Origin of the sequence: Reyranella sp., from assembly GCF_004297405.1 — a bacterium.
Taxonomy (GTDB): domain Bacteria; phylum Pseudomonadota; class Alphaproteobacteria; order Reyranellales; family Reyranellaceae; genus Reyranella.
On the sequence record NZ_SCVC01000007.1, the window covers coordinates 32,164 to 48,236 of the forward strand.

Annotated in this window: 14 protein-coding genes; 12 read left to right on the forward strand and 2 right to left on the reverse strand. The window is 64.3% G+C overall.

The features are described 5' to 3' along the window. The first annotated feature begins 42 nt into the window (after positions 1 to 42). Positions 43 to 1,440: an alpha/beta fold hydrolase gene (locus tag EPO50_RS07100; protein WP_296342397.1), complete on the forward strand. Its 1,398-nt coding sequence runs from the start codon at positions 43 to 45 to the stop codon at positions 1,438 to 1,440. 12 nt (positions 1,441 to 1,452) lie between these two features. On the opposite strand, the gene EPO50_RS07105 is transcribed toward EPO50_RS07100, so the two are convergent. Next, on the reverse strand, positions 1,453 to 1,935 hold the full coding sequence (locus tag EPO50_RS07105) for an L-2-amino-thiazoline-4-carboxylic acid hydrolase (RefSeq protein WP_296342399.1): 483 nt from the start codon (positions 1,933 to 1,935) through the stop codon (positions 1,453 to 1,455). Between the two features lie 272 nt (positions 1,936 to 2,207). On the opposite strand from EPO50_RS07105, the gene argC reads away from it, so the two are divergent. The 5 genes from argC to EPO50_RS07130 all read left to right on the forward strand — a co-directional run bounded on the left by argC (position 2,208) and on the right by EPO50_RS07130 (position 6,329). Then, a complete protein-coding gene (gene argC / locus EPO50_RS07110; RefSeq protein ID WP_296342401.1) occupies positions 2,208 to 3,173 on the forward strand; it encodes an N-acetyl-gamma-glutamyl-phosphate reductase in 966 nt (321 codons plus the stop codon). A 324-nt stretch (positions 3,174 to 3,497) separates the two neighbouring features. Further along, complete coding sequence (locus tag EPO50_RS07115; RefSeq protein WP_296342403.1) at positions 3,498 to 3,686, forward strand: hypothetical protein; 189 nt, start codon at positions 3,498 to 3,500, stop codon at positions 3,684 to 3,686. A gap of 29 nt (positions 3,687 to 3,715) precedes the next feature. Next, on the forward strand, positions 3,716 to 4,762 hold the full coding sequence (locus tag EPO50_RS07120; RefSeq protein ID WP_296342406.1) for an ABC transporter substrate-binding protein: 1,047 nt from the start codon (positions 3,716 to 3,718) through the stop codon (positions 4,760 to 4,762). Next, the gene (locus tag EPO50_RS07125) at positions 4,762 to 5,571 is read left to right on the forward strand and encodes an ABC transporter permease (RefSeq protein WP_296342408.1); all 810 of its coding nucleotides are present in this window, start codon (positions 4,762 to 4,764) and stop codon (positions 5,569 to 5,571) included. The genes EPO50_RS07120 and EPO50_RS07125 overlap by 1 nt, the downstream gene beginning before the upstream one ends. Then, complete coding sequence (locus EPO50_RS07130; protein WP_296342410.1) at positions 5,559 to 6,329, forward strand: ABC transporter ATP-binding protein; 771 nt, start codon at positions 5,559 to 5,561, stop codon at positions 6,327 to 6,329. The genes EPO50_RS07125 and EPO50_RS07130 overlap by 13 nt, the downstream gene beginning before the upstream one ends. 3 nt (positions 6,330 to 6,332) lie before the next feature. On the opposite strand, the gene EPO50_RS07135 is transcribed toward EPO50_RS07130, so the two are convergent. Continuing rightward, positions 6,333 to 7,544 carry a CaiB/BaiF CoA-transferase family protein gene (locus tag EPO50_RS07135; RefSeq protein WP_296342411.1) on the reverse strand — a complete coding sequence of 404 codons (1,212 nt, stop codon included), beginning with the start codon at positions 7,542 to 7,544 and terminating at the stop codon, positions 6,333 to 6,335. A 60-nt stretch (positions 7,545 to 7,604) separates the two neighbouring features. Here EPO50_RS07135 and EPO50_RS07140 point away from each other — a divergent pair, with 60 nt between their 5' ends. The 6 genes from EPO50_RS07140 to EPO50_RS07165 all read left to right on the forward strand — a co-directional run bounded on the left by EPO50_RS07140 (position 7,605) and on the right by EPO50_RS07165 (position 16,057). Beyond that, a complete protein-coding gene (locus EPO50_RS07140) occupies positions 7,605 to 8,774 on the forward strand; it encodes a hypothetical protein (RefSeq protein WP_296342413.1) in 1,170 nt (389 codons plus the stop codon). 231 nt (positions 8,775 to 9,005) lie between these two features. Then, positions 9,006 to 10,709, forward strand: a complete 1,704-nt coding sequence (locus EPO50_RS07145) for an AMP-binding protein (RefSeq protein WP_296342415.1) — start codon at positions 9,006 to 9,008, stop codon at positions 10,707 to 10,709. Further along, a complete protein-coding gene (locus EPO50_RS07150; protein WP_296342417.1) occupies positions 10,709 to 11,665 on the forward strand; it encodes an ABC transporter permease in 957 nt (318 codons plus the stop codon). The genes EPO50_RS07145 and EPO50_RS07150 overlap by 1 nt, the downstream gene beginning before the upstream one ends. After that, positions 11,665 to 12,564, forward strand: coding sequence for an ABC transporter permease (locus tag EPO50_RS07155; protein WP_296342419.1), 900 nt, complete (start codon positions 11,665 to 11,667; stop codon positions 12,562 to 12,564). The genes EPO50_RS07150 and EPO50_RS07155 overlap by 1 nt, the downstream gene beginning before the upstream one ends. Positions 12,565 to 12,607: 43 nt before the next feature. After that, entirely contained in the window at positions 12,608 to 14,317 is a 1,710-nt protein-coding gene (locus tag EPO50_RS07160) for an ABC transporter substrate-binding protein (RefSeq protein ID WP_296342421.1), read from the forward strand. 42 nt (positions 14,318 to 14,359) lie between these two features. Continuing rightward, complete coding sequence (locus EPO50_RS07165; RefSeq protein ID WP_296342423.1) at positions 14,360 to 16,057, forward strand: ABC transporter substrate-binding protein; 1,698 nt, start codon at positions 14,360 to 14,362, stop codon at positions 16,055 to 16,057. Positions 16,058 to 16,073 lie beyond the last annotated feature (16 nt).

The window sequence follows — 16,073 nt, forward strand, 5'->3', positions numbered from 1 at the left end:
GCGCCGGCATTTGCCAACATAGGGTGAATGTCAGGGGGAGTGATGAGCAAGGGCCTGCGATCCTCGTTTGGGGGCCCCAACCGACGCGCGTTCCTGGGCGGCGCGAGCTTGCTGCTGCCTTCGGTGGCGCTCGCCCAAACGCAGGGCGCACCACGCCGCCAGGCGCCGGCCGAAGCCGGACCGCCGCCGGTCGTGTTCGTGCACGGCAATGGCGATTCGAGTGCGCTCTGGATCAACAATATCTGGCGGTTCGAGGCCAACGGCTACAAGCGCAACCAGCTCTTCGCCATCGACTTCGCCTACCCCAACGCCCGCAGCGACGATTCCAAGCCGCAGCCATTCCGGTCTTCATCCGAAGACCAGATGAAGGAGCTGGCGACATTTGTGGCGCAAGTCCTGAAGGCCACGCGCCGGCGCAAGGTGGCGCTTGTCGGTTCGTCGCGCGGCGGCAATGCAATCCGCAGCTTCCTGAAGAACGGCGGCGGCGCGGAGCAGGTGAGCCACGCCGTGCTCTGCGGCACGCCCAACAGGGGCATAGTGATATCCGAGACCATACTGCCCGGCAGCGAGTTCAACGGCGCCTTTCCGTTCCTGAAAGGGCTGAATGCCGGCGCCGACGATCTCATCCCCGGTGTCGAGCTGATGGCGATCCGCTCCGACAGGAACGACAAATATTCCCAGCCCGACGGCCGCTTCGTCGGCGCCCCCGGCAAGCCGACCGGCGTCGGCTACGACGCGTCCGAGCTGCGCGGCGCCAAGAACGTGATTCTCGAGGGACTCGACCATCGCGAGGTCGCGTTCCACAAACTCGCTTTTGCGGCGATGTACGAACACATCACGGGCAAGGCGCCCGGCAGCATGTTCATCGCGCAGGAGCCGCGGCCGGTGCTGAACGGCAAGGTCACCGGCATCGCTGAAGGCGCCTATACCAACGTCGCCGCGAGCGGCGCCGAGGTCGAGATCTTCGAAATCGACAGCCGCACCGGTGACCGGCTGAGCGCGGTGGCGCTGCATCGCAAGACCACCGATGAAGACGGCGTGTGGGGGCCCTTCATTGGCCGCTCGGACGCCTACTACGAGTTCGTGCTCTACATGCCGGGCCAGCCGACGACGCACACCTATCGTTCGCCGTTCCTGCGGTCGAGCGATGTCGTGCATCTCCGGCCGCAACCCTTCACCAAGGTGGACGAAGGCGCCGGCGCCGTGACGATCATGAGCCGGCCGCGCGGCTATTTCGGCGTCGGTCGCGACAAGTTCACGCTCGACGGCAAGGTGCCGCCCGGCATCAACGATGGCGTGCCGGGTACATCGACAGGCAGGCTTGCCTTCGAAGCTTCGCCAGCGCGCACGGTCGTGGCGGTGTTCAACAACGAGACCGTGCCGACCCGCACCTGGCCCGCCAAGGACGGCCACATCGTGGTGGCCGAGTTCCTGAACTGAGCCCCCGGTGCTCTACTTCTCGTACGTGTAGTGGAAGTTGCAGTGGCTGGCGCCCTGCATGATGGTCTGCGTGCGTTCGAGCTTGAGCTTGGGATCGTAGCCTTCGCAAAAGGCGCCGTCGCGATTGCAGGAGAGGAGATGGCCGATCTCGCCCAGGCCCATCGCCTTGTAGGTCTCGGCGTAGCGGCAGCGCACGACATTGAAGGTGAAACTGCTTTCGCTCTGTTCCTTGACCTCGATCTCGAGCGCCCCGCCCTTGGTCCAGAGCGGCATCACGTCCTGGAAAGCTTTGAGCGAGGTGCCGCCTGGTGCGGCCGCGGCGAACTGGCGGGCCTGCTCGATCGCCGAACGGCGCACCGACTCCTCGATGGTCTTCTTGGCGACAACCTCGCCATGGCTCGCCTTCAGGGTCTCGTAGACCTCTTTCAGGATCTCGGCCTCGATCTTTCGCTTCTCGAGCATCGACAGGCCGTCAGGATGGGGGGACTGGCTCATGGCTGCCTCCAACAGGGAAGAATAGAACCTAGCCGGTCCCCGCCATCTTGACATCGGGGCTCCCCGATGAAATATCCGGCCCACCATGATCCAGCCGTCCGCTCTCTTCCGGTCGCGACGTCGCCGCTTTTCCAAGCGGCGTGAAGACGCGCGCGCGTAACAGGCGCGCCGTATCGTGAAGCCGCTGGAGAGGATCAGGCGGCTTCCCATCACCTTCTTCTCCAGTTGGCCGAGTTTCCAAAGGCCCTGAATCCGAGAGAAAGAAGCCCAGCATGAGCACGAACAAGACCAAGATTTTCATCGACGGCCAGCACGGCACGACCGGGCTCAAGATCCACGAGCGCCTGAAGGACCGGCCGGACGTCGAACTGCTCGAACTGCCGATGGCCGATCGCAAGGATCTGGCCAAGCGGGTCGAGATCACCAAGGCCGCTGACATCGCCGTCCTCTGCCTTCCCGACGCGGCGGTGAAGGAGCTGATGGCTGCCGTCGGCGACGCCGACACCTGCGTGATCGACGCTAGCACGGCGCATCGTGTCGCCGACAACTGGACCTTCGGCTTTCCGGAGATGACCAAGACGCAGCGCCAGAAGCTGCTGGACTCGAACCGGATCAGCAACCCCGGTTGCTATTCGACGGGCGGCATCGCGCTGATGCATCCGCTGGTCGAGGCCGGCGTCATCCGCAAGGACGCGACTCCGGCCGTGTTCGGTGTCTCGGGCTACACCGGCGGCGGCAAGGAGCTGATCGCGGTTCATGAAGGCACGCCGGACGTCGAGCCGTTCGGCGTCTACGGTGTCGAGCTGACGCACAAGCATGTGCCGGAGATGCAGAAGTATTCCGGCCTGGCGCATGCGCCGCTCTTCGTGCCGTCGGTCGGTCACTATGCCCAGGGCATGCTGGTCATGGTGCCGATCACGCGCGACATCGTAGGCAAGAAGGTGACGGCGAAGGACGTACACAAGGTGCTGGCCGACCACTATGCCGGCGAGACCTTCGTCACCGTTCGGCCGCTCGCCGACCGCAAGTGGCTGGAGCGCGACCGGTTCCTGCGGGCCGACCGGCTGACCGACACGAACTCGATGGAGCTCGCGGTCTACGGCAACGACGCCGAGGAGAACATCCTGGTCGTGGCGTCGCTCGACAATCTCGGCAAGGGCGCGTCGGGCGCCGCAGTGCAGGTGATCAACCTCAAGACCGGCGTCGACGAAACGACGGGCCTCGCCGTCGCGGCCTAACACTACAAGCTATCTGCCAGAACAAATGCCCGGTCCGCGAGGACCGGGCATTTCTATTGGGGAGAAGAATTTTTCCCAGCGGCTGGTCGAAACGCCCGGTTCGTTCTGTTTGGCTCTGAAATACGGTAACTGCCGCCATTGTCTGTGCCTCTAATCGAGGGCATTTCAGCAGGGTCGCAAGACTGCTACCTAGAGACGACAATGACTCGCCCAACTCTCCTTCTTCGCTCGACCTGTCGATGCGGCATGTGCCGCAGGACCTAAGACGACAGTTTTCAGAGTCGAGTCCGGCCCCCTGAGCAAGGGGCCACGAAGGAGTTAGTCATGTCAGAGCCATTCATCGTCGAGATCTGGGGCGAGCCTGCGGGCATCGTCCTGCGCGACGGCAACGCCTTTCGCTTTCACGCCACCGCCCGTCCGTTCTTCGAGCTGGACGGCACGCAGTTCACCACACCCGGCCATGCGCGCCTGGCGGCGGCGCGACTGAGCCCGGCGCGCGTGAACGCTCGCTGAAGCCGTCCTTTATATCTGGAAAGAGCATCATGATTCCGACCTTCGTCCAGCGCCGTGCCTTCCTGGCCGGCGGCGCGTCACTCCTCGCTGCGCCTGCGATCCTGTCGCGGACCGCGGCGGCCCAGGGAGCTCGCGTGCCCGTCCGCGTCGGCAACATCCCGGTGATCGGCGTCGCGCCGATCCTGGTCGCCGACAAGGAGGGCTGGGCGAAGGAAGCGGGGCTCGATCTCGCCTTCACGACCTTCCAATCCGGGCCTCACGCCATCCAGGCGCTGGCCTCGGGCACCGTCGATGTCTACGTCGCGGGCATCGCCCCGCTGGGTGTCGCGCGTTCGCGTGGCATCGACGTAAAGGTGGTAGCCGCCACTGCGACCGGCGAGAACGTGTTCGTCGGCAGTCCGCGGCTCGCCCAACACTTCGCCGAAGGCGTTACGCCGGCCGAGGCGTTCAAGCGTTATCGTGCAGCGACCGGCAAGGCGGCGCGGCTGGCCACGCAGCCTGCCGGCTCGGTGCCGAACACGACCCTGCAGTATTGGCTGTGGGAAGTGATCAAGGCCAATCGCGAGGACGTCGAGGTCGTCGCCATGGGCATCGATGCCACGCAGCAGGCGGTGCTGGCTGATGTCGTCGAAGGCGCCACGGTGCGGGAGCCGGCGCTGTCGATCATCCAGAAGAACAATCCCGGCATCAAACTGATCGAAGTCGGCGACAAGCTGTTTCCGGGGCAACCCGGCACGGTGGTCGGCGTGTCGGGTGCGTTCCTCGCCAAGCATCCCGTGGCGGTCCAGAGCTTGGTCGACTCGCTGGTCCGCGCCGGGGATCTTTTGACGCGCGATCCTGATCGTGCGGCGCCCGCCGTTGCGGCGACGCTCGCCAAGGGCATCGTCGATCTCGAGATCATCAAGGCGGCGCTCAAGTCGCCTGCCACCAAGTTCGTCATCGATCCGCGTCAGGTCATCGCGCCGGCCAAGGCGATGGAGGCCTATCAGGTCAAGCTCGGCTCCCTCAAGGAAGCGGCCAACCTCGATGACCTGTTCGACGTGCGCTTCTTCGAGAAGGCGCGGCGGCCGGGCTGATGGCGCTCACTGAAACTGCGGCCCTGCCGGTCGCTCCCGCGGCGCGGCGTGCCCGGCTGAACGCGTTCAGCTCCGTTGGGCTGGGCGCGGCGGGTCTGCTCGCCTTCCTGCTGATCTGGCAGGCGGTGCCGTCGCTCAGCCTCGTCAATCCGATGATGCTGCCGGGGCCGCTCGCCATTCCTGCGGCCTTTCAGAGCGAACTCGCTTCGGGCATGTGGCTCACGGCGGTCACCGGAAGCCTCAGTCACTACACGCTGGGCCTCGTTGTGGGTTCGGCGCTGGGCATCGCGCTCGGCGTACTCACCGGCATGTCGCGGGTTGCCGAGGACCTGACCTCGTGGGTCGTGCGTGTATTGCGGCCGATCCCCGGTCTCGCCTGGGCGCCGTTTGCCATCATCTGGTTCGGCGTCACGCCCTCGGCCGCGGTGTTCATCATCACCATCTCGGTCTTCTGGATCGTGTTCTTCGCGGCCCATGGCGCGGTGCGGGCCGTCGACCGCGACCTGCTCGAAGTGGCCGATGCGTTTGGCTTTCGCGCCGCGCATGAGAAGCTCTTCAAGATCTATTTGCCGGCGGCGATGCCCGGCATCCTGGTCGGCCTGCGCACCGCGCTTGGTCAGGCGTGGATGGCGGTCGTGGCTGCCGAAATCTTCGGCGTGCCCGGTCTTGGTCACCGCATGATCGAAGCCTCGGCGTTGCTCGCGACGGATATCGTCATCGTCTACATGCTGACCATGGCCGCGCTCTACGGCCTGCTCGATTCCCTGTTCCTGCTCCTCCAGAACTGGCTGCTGCGATGGAAAGCGTAATCGACATCCAGGGGCTCGGCCTCACCTTTGAACGCGATGGTCGGCGCACCGAAGTGTTGCGCGGGCTCGATCTCGCCATTCCCCGCGGCGCGTTCGTCGCCATCGTCGGAGCTTCCGGCGTCGGCAAGTCGACTTTGTTGCGCGTGCTGATCGGTCTGGCCCAGGCGAGCGCCGGCAAGGTGACGCTCGACACGCATTCTGCGCAGCGCCAGCCGGTCGCGCTGGTGTTCCAGGATTCACGCCTGCTGCCGTGGCGGCGCGTGATCGACAATGTCGCCTTCGGCCTCGAAGGACGTGGCCTCTCGCGGCGTGACCGCCATGCCAAGGCGCTCGACGCGCTCGGCATCGTGGGTCTCGCTCATCTCGCCCGCCGCTGGCCGCACCAGCTTTCGGGTGGTCAGCGTCAGCGCGTGGCGTTGGCCCGCGCGCTCGCCGTCGAGCCCGAGGTGCTGCTGATGGACGAACCCTTCTCCGCCCTCGACGCCATCTCGCGCGAGAGCCTGCAGGATGAACTCACCCGCATCTGGCAGGTGACGGGCAAGACCATCCTGTTCGTCACGCACGACATCGAGGAGGCGACCTATCTCGCCGACCGCGTCGTCGTACTGGCCGGAGCTCCTGGCCGCGCCGTCGCCGACCATGCGATCGACACGCCACGGCCGCGTCGCCGCGATGACGACGCGGATGCCGCCATCGTGGCTGACGTCCGCCGCCATCTCGGCAGCAGCAAAGGCGCCGTGCTCGCCGAGGCTGCCTGAGCGTTACCCGATCGCGCGGGCAGTGCGCAGTTTGTCGATCTCGTCGCTGGCGTAACCCAGTTCGGACAGCACTTCGTCGGTATGCACGCCATAGTCGGGGCCCGGCCCCGGTGTCGCCGGCTCGGGCGCAAAGGAGAGACGAATGGGGGCGGAGATGGTGCGCGGCATATCAGCCTGTGCGCTCGCCACGACTGCGCCATTCGCCACGGCCTGCTCATCGTCAGGCACATCTCGCAGGATACCGAGTAACCCGAAGGTGATCTCGTGACGGCGCAGCCGTTCGCGCCAGTCGAGCCACGGCCGGCTGGCGAACACCGGATCGAGGAGCGCGGCCAGTTCGTGCGCGTGTGCGCGTCGGCTCTCCAGAGTCTTGAAGCGCGGATCGTCCAGGAGGTCGGTGCGCTCCATCGCCTTGCAGAGCTCGGGCCAGAGCTTGTCTTCACGCACGATGGTGAGCTGAATCCAGCGGCCATCTGACGTGCGGTACTGATTGGCCAGAGCGCTTCTTGGCTTGTTGCGTGGTGGACGCGGCGCCACGAAGGAACCGAGGAGCGCGCCCTGTGCCAGGATGGCGTTGGACCAAAGGCCGCTCGCATGCAGCGAGGTGCCGACCTCGCTGCCCTCGCCGGTGCGTTCACGGTGCAGCAAAGCCATGGTGACGGCGGCGAAGAGGTTCATGCCCGTCATCTGGTCGCCCTGCGCAGGCAGGGAGAAAGCCGGCGGCCCACCTTCGTAGGTCAGGCCATCGAGTAGTCCGGACCGTGCGAAAAACGCCGTCGAGTCGAAGCCCGGCTGCTCGGCGTCGGGGCCGCTCTCGCCGTAGCCTGTCATCGACGCATAGATCAGTCGCGGATTGACGTGCTTCACGTCGGCATAGCGCATGCGCAATCGTTCGCGGACCTTCAAAGGAAAGTTCACGACCATGATATCGGCGGTCGCGAGCAGCCGGTCGAAGGCTGCGCGGCCATCGGGATGCTTGAGGTCGAGCACGACCGAGCGCTTGTTGCGATTCACGAGGTGCCAGCAGAAATTGACCGGATGCTGTGGAACCGAGTGGGCCTGACCGAGCTTGCGCTGGGGGTCGCCCTCGCCGGGCGGCTCGATCTTGATGACCTCCGCGCCGTAATCCCCCATCACTGTTGTGGCCACTGGACCAGCGATGAAACTCGCCAGATCCAGTACCCGAAGACCTTGCAGCGGCAACTGCCCGCTCATTGATGTTTTCCTTTCGAACGCCTACACCCCAGCCTACCCCCGCGGAGCGCCTTCACGTCAATGGCCAGCACGTATCGTAATATTTGGCTGACCGGCGCCTTTCTCCTGGCGGTTGGTCTCGTCGCCGTAGCGCTGCAATCGGCGGTGTGGGCGTGCGTTGCTGCGGCTCTCCTCGCCATTACGGGCGTCGTCCTGTTCCGGGGCAATCGCTGGCGCACTGGCGCGTTGCTGGTGGCCGCCGTTTCGATCAGCCTCGCGCTCCTCGATGCGTTCGCGGGTATCATTTCTCCGACGCCCATGGGCCGCGGCCTGGTGCGGATGACTGATCCGAAGTGGTGGCCGCCCTCCGATCCGATCCTTGGCTTCCGGCCCAAGCCCGATTCGACCGTCATCGCGACCGCGACCTTCGGCGACGAGCCGGTCTATCGGGTCAGTTACCACTTCGACGCGACAGCGGCGCGCGTGACGCCGACTGCCGAGTCCGACGCCGACACTTATCTCTTCCTCGGCGATTCGTTCATTTTCGGTCAGGGGCTGGCCGACGATCAGGCGCTCGCAGCGCAGTTCACGAAGCTGAGCAATCTCAAAGTGCAGGGCGTCAATCTCGGCGTGCCGGGATATGCGCCGAACCATCTGATCCGCCTCTTCGAAGCGGGCTTGCTCGATCGCTACAAGGACAAGAAGGTCAAGGCGGTTGTGACCTGGATCATCCCGGCCCAGCTTGCGCGCACCACCGGCGACGGCGGGTGGCTCGGCACTTCACCGCGCTACGTGCTGGAAAATGGCGTGCTGCGCTGGACGGGCTCGTTCAACGAGTATCGCTGGCGCAATCCCATTGCCGGCGCGAAGTATCTGCTCGGCCAGCAGTTCACCTTCATCGACGCTATCGGCATGCGCCAGCGTCAGGAAGAGCAAAGCGAACTGTTCGTGGCCATGATGGCGCGACTGCAATCGTTTGCACGCGAGAAGTTCAATGCTCCTTTGGTGATCGTCTATTCCTGGCCAGACGAGAAATCACAGGTGGAGGTTGGCGATACGGGCGTTGCGCATTCCATCCTGCTCTCGACGCTTAGCCGTGTACGCGCGCTCAACGCACCGATGATCCGTGTCGATACGCTGACCGACAGGATGGACTCGGCGAAGATCATGATCCCGCACGACGGTCATCCGAACGCTTTTACGAACGAGCTCGTTGCACGAGCCGTGAGCCGGAAACTCAAGTTACCCTGAGTCCGTCTGTTCTAATTGACAGTCGAACTGCAATCCCTGAGCTTGTCGCTAACAAGAATACTCGCCCAAGCGGGTAATTGAGGAAACGACTCGGAGGGATGTAGGCAGGTGAGCCACCTGGCGCCTATGCGCGTGCCCAATCGGCCGAAACCAGCAGTGTGCGTCGAGCGTCGAGCCGATGGCACGCTCGTGCTTTCTGCCGGCCAGGCACTTACAGAGAATCTGCCGTTGATGATCGATTGGCTGGAACGCGCCGCGCTTCTCCGGCCCGATGTCACTTTCCTTGCGGAGCGCCGCGGCCCGGCCCGTACCTGGAAGCATCTTTCCTATGCCGAGGCTTGGGCCAAGACGGGGGCAATCGCGTCCTGGCTGATCGCTCAGGGTTACGGTCCCGACTCAGCACCCGTCGCGATCCTGTCGGACAACAGCCTGGAGAATGCGCTCTTTCTCTTCGGCGCCTTGCGAGGAGGTGCCACCGTAGCGTCGATCTCACCCGGCTATTCGCAGACAGCCGACCTCGCGCGCCTCGATCATGCGCTCGGCATTGTCGAACCGGCGCTGGTCTTCGCCCAAGATTCAGAGGCTTATGCTGCTGCCCTCGATCGCGCCGAGCTAAGGGGCGCGCGGCTGGTCACGGTCGACGGCAGGCGAGGGGTTGCTTTTGCGGCACTCGCCACCTGCTCGATCGATGCTGCCGTTGCCGAGCGCCGCCAGCACATCACCGCCGCCACTCCCGCCAAGATCCTGCTGACGTCGGGCTCGACGGGATCACCCAAGGGCGTGCTGAACACCCACGGCAATCTCGCTGCTTCGGCCGAGATGATCTATGCGGTGGGTGAACCGCTCGACGATCAATACGTCGCCGTCGCGCTGGACTGGCTGCCCTGGCATCACACCTGGGGCGGCAACGCCGTTCTCGGCAGCATCGTGCGCATCGCGGGATCGCTCTTCATCGATAGTGGCCGGCCAGTCGACGGTCGCTTTCAGGAAACGCTCGAGAACCTGCGCGAGCTTTCGCCGTCGAGCTTCGCCACCGTGCCGGCGGCCTTTCCCTTGCTGCTCGATGCGCTGGAAAAGGACGCCGACCTGCGCGCCAAGTTCTTCAAGAACATGCAAAGCGTCGGTTATGGCGGCGCGCTGCTGCCACAGGAGAGCTTCGATCGGCTGCAGAGCATCGCCACGCGGCAGCTCGGCGAGCGGCTGCCGTTCGACTGCGGCTGGGGCATGACGGAAACGACCAGCACCGGCCTGATGGTCTACTGGAATGTCGATCGCACCGGTGTGCTCGGACTGCCGCAGCCCGGCATGCTGGCAAAGCTGGTGCCGGCCGGCGACCGTTACGAATTGCGCGTAAAGGGTCCGAACGTCGCGCCCGGCTACTATCGCGATGCTGCGGCAACAGCCGCGGCTTTCGACGAAGAAGGCTTCTTTCGCACCGGCGATGCGGCGCGCTGGGTCGATGAAAGCCGGCCCGAGGCCGGTATCGCCTTTGCCGGCCGCCTGTCGGAGGAATTCAAACTGGCGTCGGGGACCTGGGTGCAGGCCACCACCTTGCGCAGCCAGCTCATCGATGCGCTGCAGCCTTACGTGCGCGATCTGGTGATTGCCGCGCCCGACAGGCCGTGGCTCGGCGCCCTGGTCTGGCTCGACGAGAAGGCCTGCCGCGAAGCGGGCGGTCCTGAACAGTGGCGGCCAGCGCTGGCGCGGCTGCTGGCGGTGTTCAATGGCCGGGCGGCCGGTTCCAGCACGCGTGTCCTGCGTCTGCTGCCGCTCCTGGCGCCGCCGTCCTCGGCCGACGGCGAAGTGACGGACAAGCGCTCGATCAACGGCCGTCGCGTTCTCGAAACCCGCGCAGCGGAGGTGGCGCGGCTCTACGCCGAGCCGGCCGATCCCGCGGCGATCACGTCGGCAATCCAAGCAGGAGGAAGCGCCTGATGCAGGCCTACATCATCCGCCGCGTGCTGGCGCTGATTCCGACCCTGATCTTCGCCAGCCTGATCGTGTTCATCACCGTGCGCCTGATCCCGGGCGACATCATCGACCTGATGCTGTCGAGCAACGATATCGGCGCCGACAAGAAGAGCCGCGAGCAGCTCGAGGCCGCGCTCGGTCTCAACCAGCCTGTCGTGACGCAATACTTCCGGTGGGTGGGCGCCATCCTGTTCGAAGGCAGCCTCGGCAAGTCGCTGTGGCAGAACACGCCGGTGATGGAGGAAATCCTGCATCGCCTGCCGATCACTTTCGAGCTGGGCATCATGGCGCTGATCGTGGCGCTGGTGGTCGGCATTCCGATCGGCGTCTACTCGGCCGTCGCGCAGGACACGATCGGCGATTACGTCACACGCTCCTTCGCCATCCTGGCGCTGGCTCTGCCGGGCTTCTGGGTCGGCACCCTGGTGATGGTCTTTCCTTCGATCTGGTGGGGCTGGTCGCCCGAGGTGAAATTTACGCCGTTCAGCCAGGATCCGCTGAAGAACCTCGCCCAGATGGCGATCCCGGCGCTGATCCTCGGCAAGGCCTTCTCGGCCGTCACCATGCGCCTCACCCGCACGATGATGCTGGAGGTGATGCGTCAGGATTACATCCGCACCGCACTCGCCAAGGGACTGGCGCCACGCACCACCATCATCCGCCACGCGCTGCGCAATGCGTTGATCCCGGTGGTCACGCTGGTCGGGCTGCAGGCGCCGGTGCTGTTCGGTGGCGCCGTCATCATGGAGCAGATCTTCGTCATTCCCGGCATGGGCCTGCTGCTGCTCGAAGCGGTCGGCCAGCGCGACTATCCGATCATCACCGGCGTCTTCTTGATCGTCGGCGTCGCCGTCGTCTTCATCAACCTGCTGGTCGACCTCAGCTACGGGCTGCTCGATCCCAAGGTGAGGTACCGCTGATGGTTACCGTCGCCGAAACCACCGTCCAGGCGCCGCGCCGCAGGCCATCCAGCGGCACGCTCCACTTCATCGGCCGCCTGTTCCGGGACAAGCCGCTCGGCGCCTTCGGCTTCGTCATCTGCGCCATCTTCCTGTTCTGCGGGATTTTCGCCGATGTGCTGGCGCCTTACGGCTACAACCAGATCAGCCCGATCAACCGCCTGAAGCCGCCCAGCGAGAGGTTCTGGCTGGGCACCGACAATCTCGGCCGCGACATGCTCTCGCGCTGCCTTTATGGCGCGCAGCTCTCGGTGATCATCGGCCTGTCGGCGGCGGCGCTCGCCACCGTAGTTTCGGTCTTCATCGGCATCGTCTCGGGCTACCTCGGCGGCAAGTTCGACATGGTGATGCAGCGCTTTGTCGACGCCTGGATGAGCTTTCCCGACCTCATCATCCTGATCGTGGTGGTGTCGGTCGTGGGGCCGGGCATGGGGCCGGTGATCGTGCTGCTGGGGCTGCTCTACGGCATCGCCGGCAGCCGCATCATACGCGGCGCGGTGCTGTCGGTGCGCGAGAACGCCTACGTCCATGCTGCACAATCGACCGGCGCCTCGCTGCCGCGCATCCTGTGGCGGCACATCCTGCCCAACGTCATGGCGCCAGTGATCGTGCTTTTCACGACGCGCGTCGGCGCGGTGATCCTGGCCGAGTCGGGCCTGGCCTTCCTGGGTCTCGGCGTGCCGCCACCGGCGCCGACCTGGGGCGGCATGCTGTCGGGCTCGGGTCGCTCGTTCATGTATCTCGCGCCGTGGCTCGCTTTGGCACCCGGCCTCTGCATCACCATCGTGGTCTACGCCATCAACGTGTTCGGCGACGCGCTGCGCGATCTCCTGGATCCGCGCATGCGAGGCAGCCGCTGAGGGAAAAAGAACGGAAACGGGGACTGGGAGGAAGAGGAAGAAGATGAGAACACTGAAGAGCGCGCTCCTGGCGGGCGCGATGACGCTGGCGGGAATGACCGCCACCGGCAGTGCGGCGCGGGCCGAGAATGGCCAGAAGCCGCAATATGGTGGCTCGCTGGAGATCGGCACGGTCTATGTCACCCTGACCGCGCTTTCGTGGGATCCGGCCGACTTCAACTGGAAGCTCAACCACGACACCGGCATGTTCTACGAACAGCTCTTCGCCGGTGATCTCTCCAAGAGCAAGAAAGCGGGCGGGCCCTACAACTTCGTGCCCGATGCCTGGCTGCCGACCGACGCCATCCGCGGCGAGCTGATCGAAAAGTGGGAGTGGAAGCAGGACCCGCTGCGCGTCGAGATGAAAGTACGCAAGGGCGTGACCTTCCCGGAGAAGCCGGGCGTCATGAAGAAGCGCGAGTTCACCTCCGATGACATCGTCTTCACCTTCAACCGGCTGAACAAGAGTCCCAAGCGCCTGCTGGGCTACTTCGATCATGTCGAGAAGGTCGAAGCACCGGACAGCCACACCGTCGTCTTCTACATGAAGCACTACTTCGCTGAATGGGATTACCAGTTCGGCTGGGGCTACTACTCGGCGATCCATCCCAAGGAAGTGGTCGACGCTGGCGCCACCAACTGGAAGAACGTCAACGGCACCGGGCCGTTCATGCTGACGGACTTCATCTCCGGTAACTCCAACACCTACACGAAGAACCCCGACTACTGGGGCCGGGAGATGATCGGCGGCCAGGAGTACAAGCTGCCGTTCGTCGACAAGGTGACCTATCGCACGATCAAGGATGAGGCGACTTATGTCACCGCGCTGCGCACCGGCAAGCTCGACATGCTGGAGAACATCCGCTGGCAGAACGTCGAGTCATTGAAGAAGAGCGCACCTCAGCTCAAATGGAACCGCTGGCTGAACCAGTCCGGCACCTTCATGGCGATGCGGGTCGACGTCGACGGACCGTTCAAGGACATCCGTGTGCGCCGCGCGTTGAACTACGCCGTCAACAAGCAAGAGATCGTCACGGCCTACTATAACGGCAATGCCGAACTCTTCGCCTATCCGCAGCATCCCGACTATGCCGGCTATTTCGAGCCGCTCGACAAGCAACCGGCCTCGGTTCAGGAGCTGTTCAAGTACGACCCCGCCAAGGCCAAGAAGCTGCTGGCCGAAGCAGGCTATCCCAAGGGCTTCACCACCAAGGTGCAGGTCTGCTCGTGCAATGCCGACCATATGGACCTGCTGCCATTGGTGGCGGGCTATCTCGAGCAGGTCGGCGTGAAGCTTGAGCTCCAGCCCATGGAGTATGGCGCCTTCCTGTCGGCGATGAGTTCGCGGACCATGACGCCGGCCTACTTCATGAACAACGGCCACACCAACCCGATCACGACCATCCGCAAGAGCTTCGGCACGGGCCAGATGTGGAACCCGTCGGGCTGGTCCGATCCGGCCTTCGACAAAAAGATCGACGAAGTCTATCGCGAGCCCGACGAGGCCAAGCGCCAGAAGATGCTGCGCGAGATGACGACCGAGATCATCGACAAGGCGCCCTATATCTGGCTGCCGATTCCCTACAACTACGCGGCATGGTGGCCGTGGGTGAAGAACTACGACGGCGAGCTGCGCGCCGGCGCGGTGCGCCCGGCGCCGATCTACGCCCGCATCTGGGTCGATCAGGAGATGAAGAAGAAGATGGGCTTCTAACGATCCCCCCAAAACGGGGCGGACCATGAGAGGAGGACGCGTATGACGACCTTCAGACGGGCGCTGCTGAGCGGCGCGGCAGCAGCGTTGCTTTGCGTGGGCGGAGTGCAGGCTCAAGACGTGGCCAAGCCGCAATATGGCGGCACGCTCGAAGTCGGCACGATGTTCGTGACCCTGTCGGCCCTCTCATGGGATCCACACGACTGGAACTGGAAACTGAACCACGATACCGGCCAGTTCTACGAGCAGCTCATCGCCGGCGATCTCGACAAGAGCGTCCGCAAGGGCGGCAAGCATCCCTTCGTCGCCGACGCCTATCTCGCGACGGAGGCTCAGCGCGGTGAGCTGGCCGAGAAGTGGGAGCTGGTCGAGAACCCGCTTTCCGTCGTCTTCACCCTGCGCAAGGGCATCATGTTCCCCGAGAAGCCGGGCGTGATGCCGTCGCGCGAACTCACTGCCGAAGACGTGGCCTACGCCTTCAACCGGCTACGCTCGAGCCCCAAGCATATCGGCGGCTACTACGACTTCGTCGGCTCCGTCGTGGCGCGCGACAAGTACACCGTCGTGTTCAACTTCAAGGAATACAACGCCGAATGGGATTACCGGCTGGCCTGGGGCTTCTACACCACGATCACGCCCAAGGAGGTGGTCGATGCCGGGCCGAACAACTGGAAGAACGTCAACGGCACCGGGCCGTTCATGCTGACCGATTTCGTGGCGGGCAACTCCAACACCTACACCAAGAACCCGATCTACTGGGACAAGGAGAAGCTGGGCGGCCAGGAATACAAGCTGCCGTTCGTCGACAAGCTGGTCTATCGGACCATCAAGGACGAGGCGACGCAGCTCGCCGCCATCCGCACGGCCAAACTCGATCTGCTGGAGACGATCAACGCGCGCTACATCCCCGAGCTGAAGAAGAGTGCGCCGCAGCTCCAGTTCGCCAAGCGTCTGTCGATCCTGGGTTCCTTCATGGCGCTGCGGACCGATACCAAGCCGTTCGACGACATTCGCGTGCGGCGTGCCATCAACATGGCAGTCAACAAGAAGGAGATCATCGAGGCCCACTACACCGGCGAGGCCGAGATGCATGCCTATCCGATGTATCCCGACTGGGACGGCTACTACGATTCGCTCGACAAGATGCCGGACTCGGTGAAGGAGCTCTATGCCTACAATCCCAAGAAGGCGAAGGAGCTGCTGAAGGAAGCCGGTTATCCCAACGGCTTCACCTTCAAGATGCAGTTCTGCTCCTGCTCACCCGACCATTCCGAGCTGGCGCCTCTCATCGCGGCCTATCTCGAGCAGGTCGGCATCAAGGCCGAGCTTAAGCCCACCGAGTACGGTGCGTTCCTGTCGGCGATGACGACGCGCAAGCACGAGGCGGGCTATCTGATGAACAGCAGCCACACCAATCCCACGACCTCGATCCGCAAGAGCTTCGTCAGCGGTCAGACCTGGAATCCGTCGATGCATACGAATGCCAAGTTCGATGCCAAGATGGACGAGGTCTACAAGACCCGCGACGAGACCAAGCGCAAGCAGCTCCTGCGCGAGATGACCGTCGAGATCATGGACGCAGCGCCCTACCTCTGGCTGCCCACGCCTTACGTTTATGCAGCGTGGTGGCCGTGGGTGAAGAACTACGGCGGCGAGATGAGCGTGGGCTCGCTGCGCCCAGGCCCGATCTATGCCCGCATCTGGGTCGACCAGGAACTCAAGAAGAAGTTAGGCCACTGAGTATGCTGTATCGCGT

Bases quoted from the DNA above. Each gene is read 5' to 3' on its own strand.
- EPO50_RS07100 (WP_296342397.1), top strand. From the start codon at position 43: ATGAGCAAGGGCCTGCGATCCTCGTTTGGGGGCCCCAACCGACGCGCG.
- EPO50_RS07105 (WP_296342399.1), bottom strand. From the start codon at position 1,935: ATGAGCCAGTCCCCCCATCCTGACGGCCTGTCGATGCTCGAGAAGCGA.
- argC (WP_296342401.1), top strand. From the start codon at position 2,208: ATGAGCACGAACAAGACCAAGATTTTCATCGACGGCCAGCACGGCACG.
- EPO50_RS07115 (WP_296342403.1), top strand. From the start codon at position 3,498: ATGTCAGAGCCATTCATCGTCGAGATCTGGGGCGAGCCTGCGGGCATC.
- EPO50_RS07120 (WP_296342406.1), top strand. From the start codon at position 3,716: ATGATTCCGACCTTCGTCCAGCGCCGTGCCTTCCTGGCCGGCGGCGCG.
- EPO50_RS07125 (WP_296342408.1), top strand. From the start codon at position 4,762: ATGGCGCTCACTGAAACTGCGGCCCTGCCGGTCGCTCCCGCGGCGCGG.
- EPO50_RS07130 (WP_296342410.1), top strand. From the start codon at position 5,559: ATGGAAAGCGTAATCGACATCCAGGGGCTCGGCCTCACCTTTGAACGC.
- EPO50_RS07135 (WP_296342411.1), bottom strand. From the start codon at position 7,544: ATGAGCGGGCAGTTGCCGCTGCAAGGTCTTCGGGTACTGGATCTGGCG.
- EPO50_RS07140 (WP_296342413.1), top strand. From the start codon at position 7,605: ATGGCCAGCACGTATCGTAATATTTGGCTGACCGGCGCCTTTCTCCTG.
- EPO50_RS07145 (WP_296342415.1), top strand. From the start codon at position 9,006: ATGATCGATTGGCTGGAACGCGCCGCGCTTCTCCGGCCCGATGTCACT.
- EPO50_RS07150 (WP_296342417.1), top strand. From the start codon at position 10,709: ATGCAGGCCTACATCATCCGCCGCGTGCTGGCGCTGATTCCGACCCTG.
- EPO50_RS07155 (WP_296342419.1), top strand. From the start codon at position 11,665: ATGGTTACCGTCGCCGAAACCACCGTCCAGGCGCCGCGCCGCAGGCCA.
- EPO50_RS07160 (WP_296342421.1), top strand. From the start codon at position 12,608: ATGAGAACACTGAAGAGCGCGCTCCTGGCGGGCGCGATGACGCTGGCG.
- EPO50_RS07165 (WP_296342423.1), top strand. From the start codon at position 14,360: ATGACGACCTTCAGACGGGCGCTGCTGAGCGGCGCGGCAGCAGCGTTG.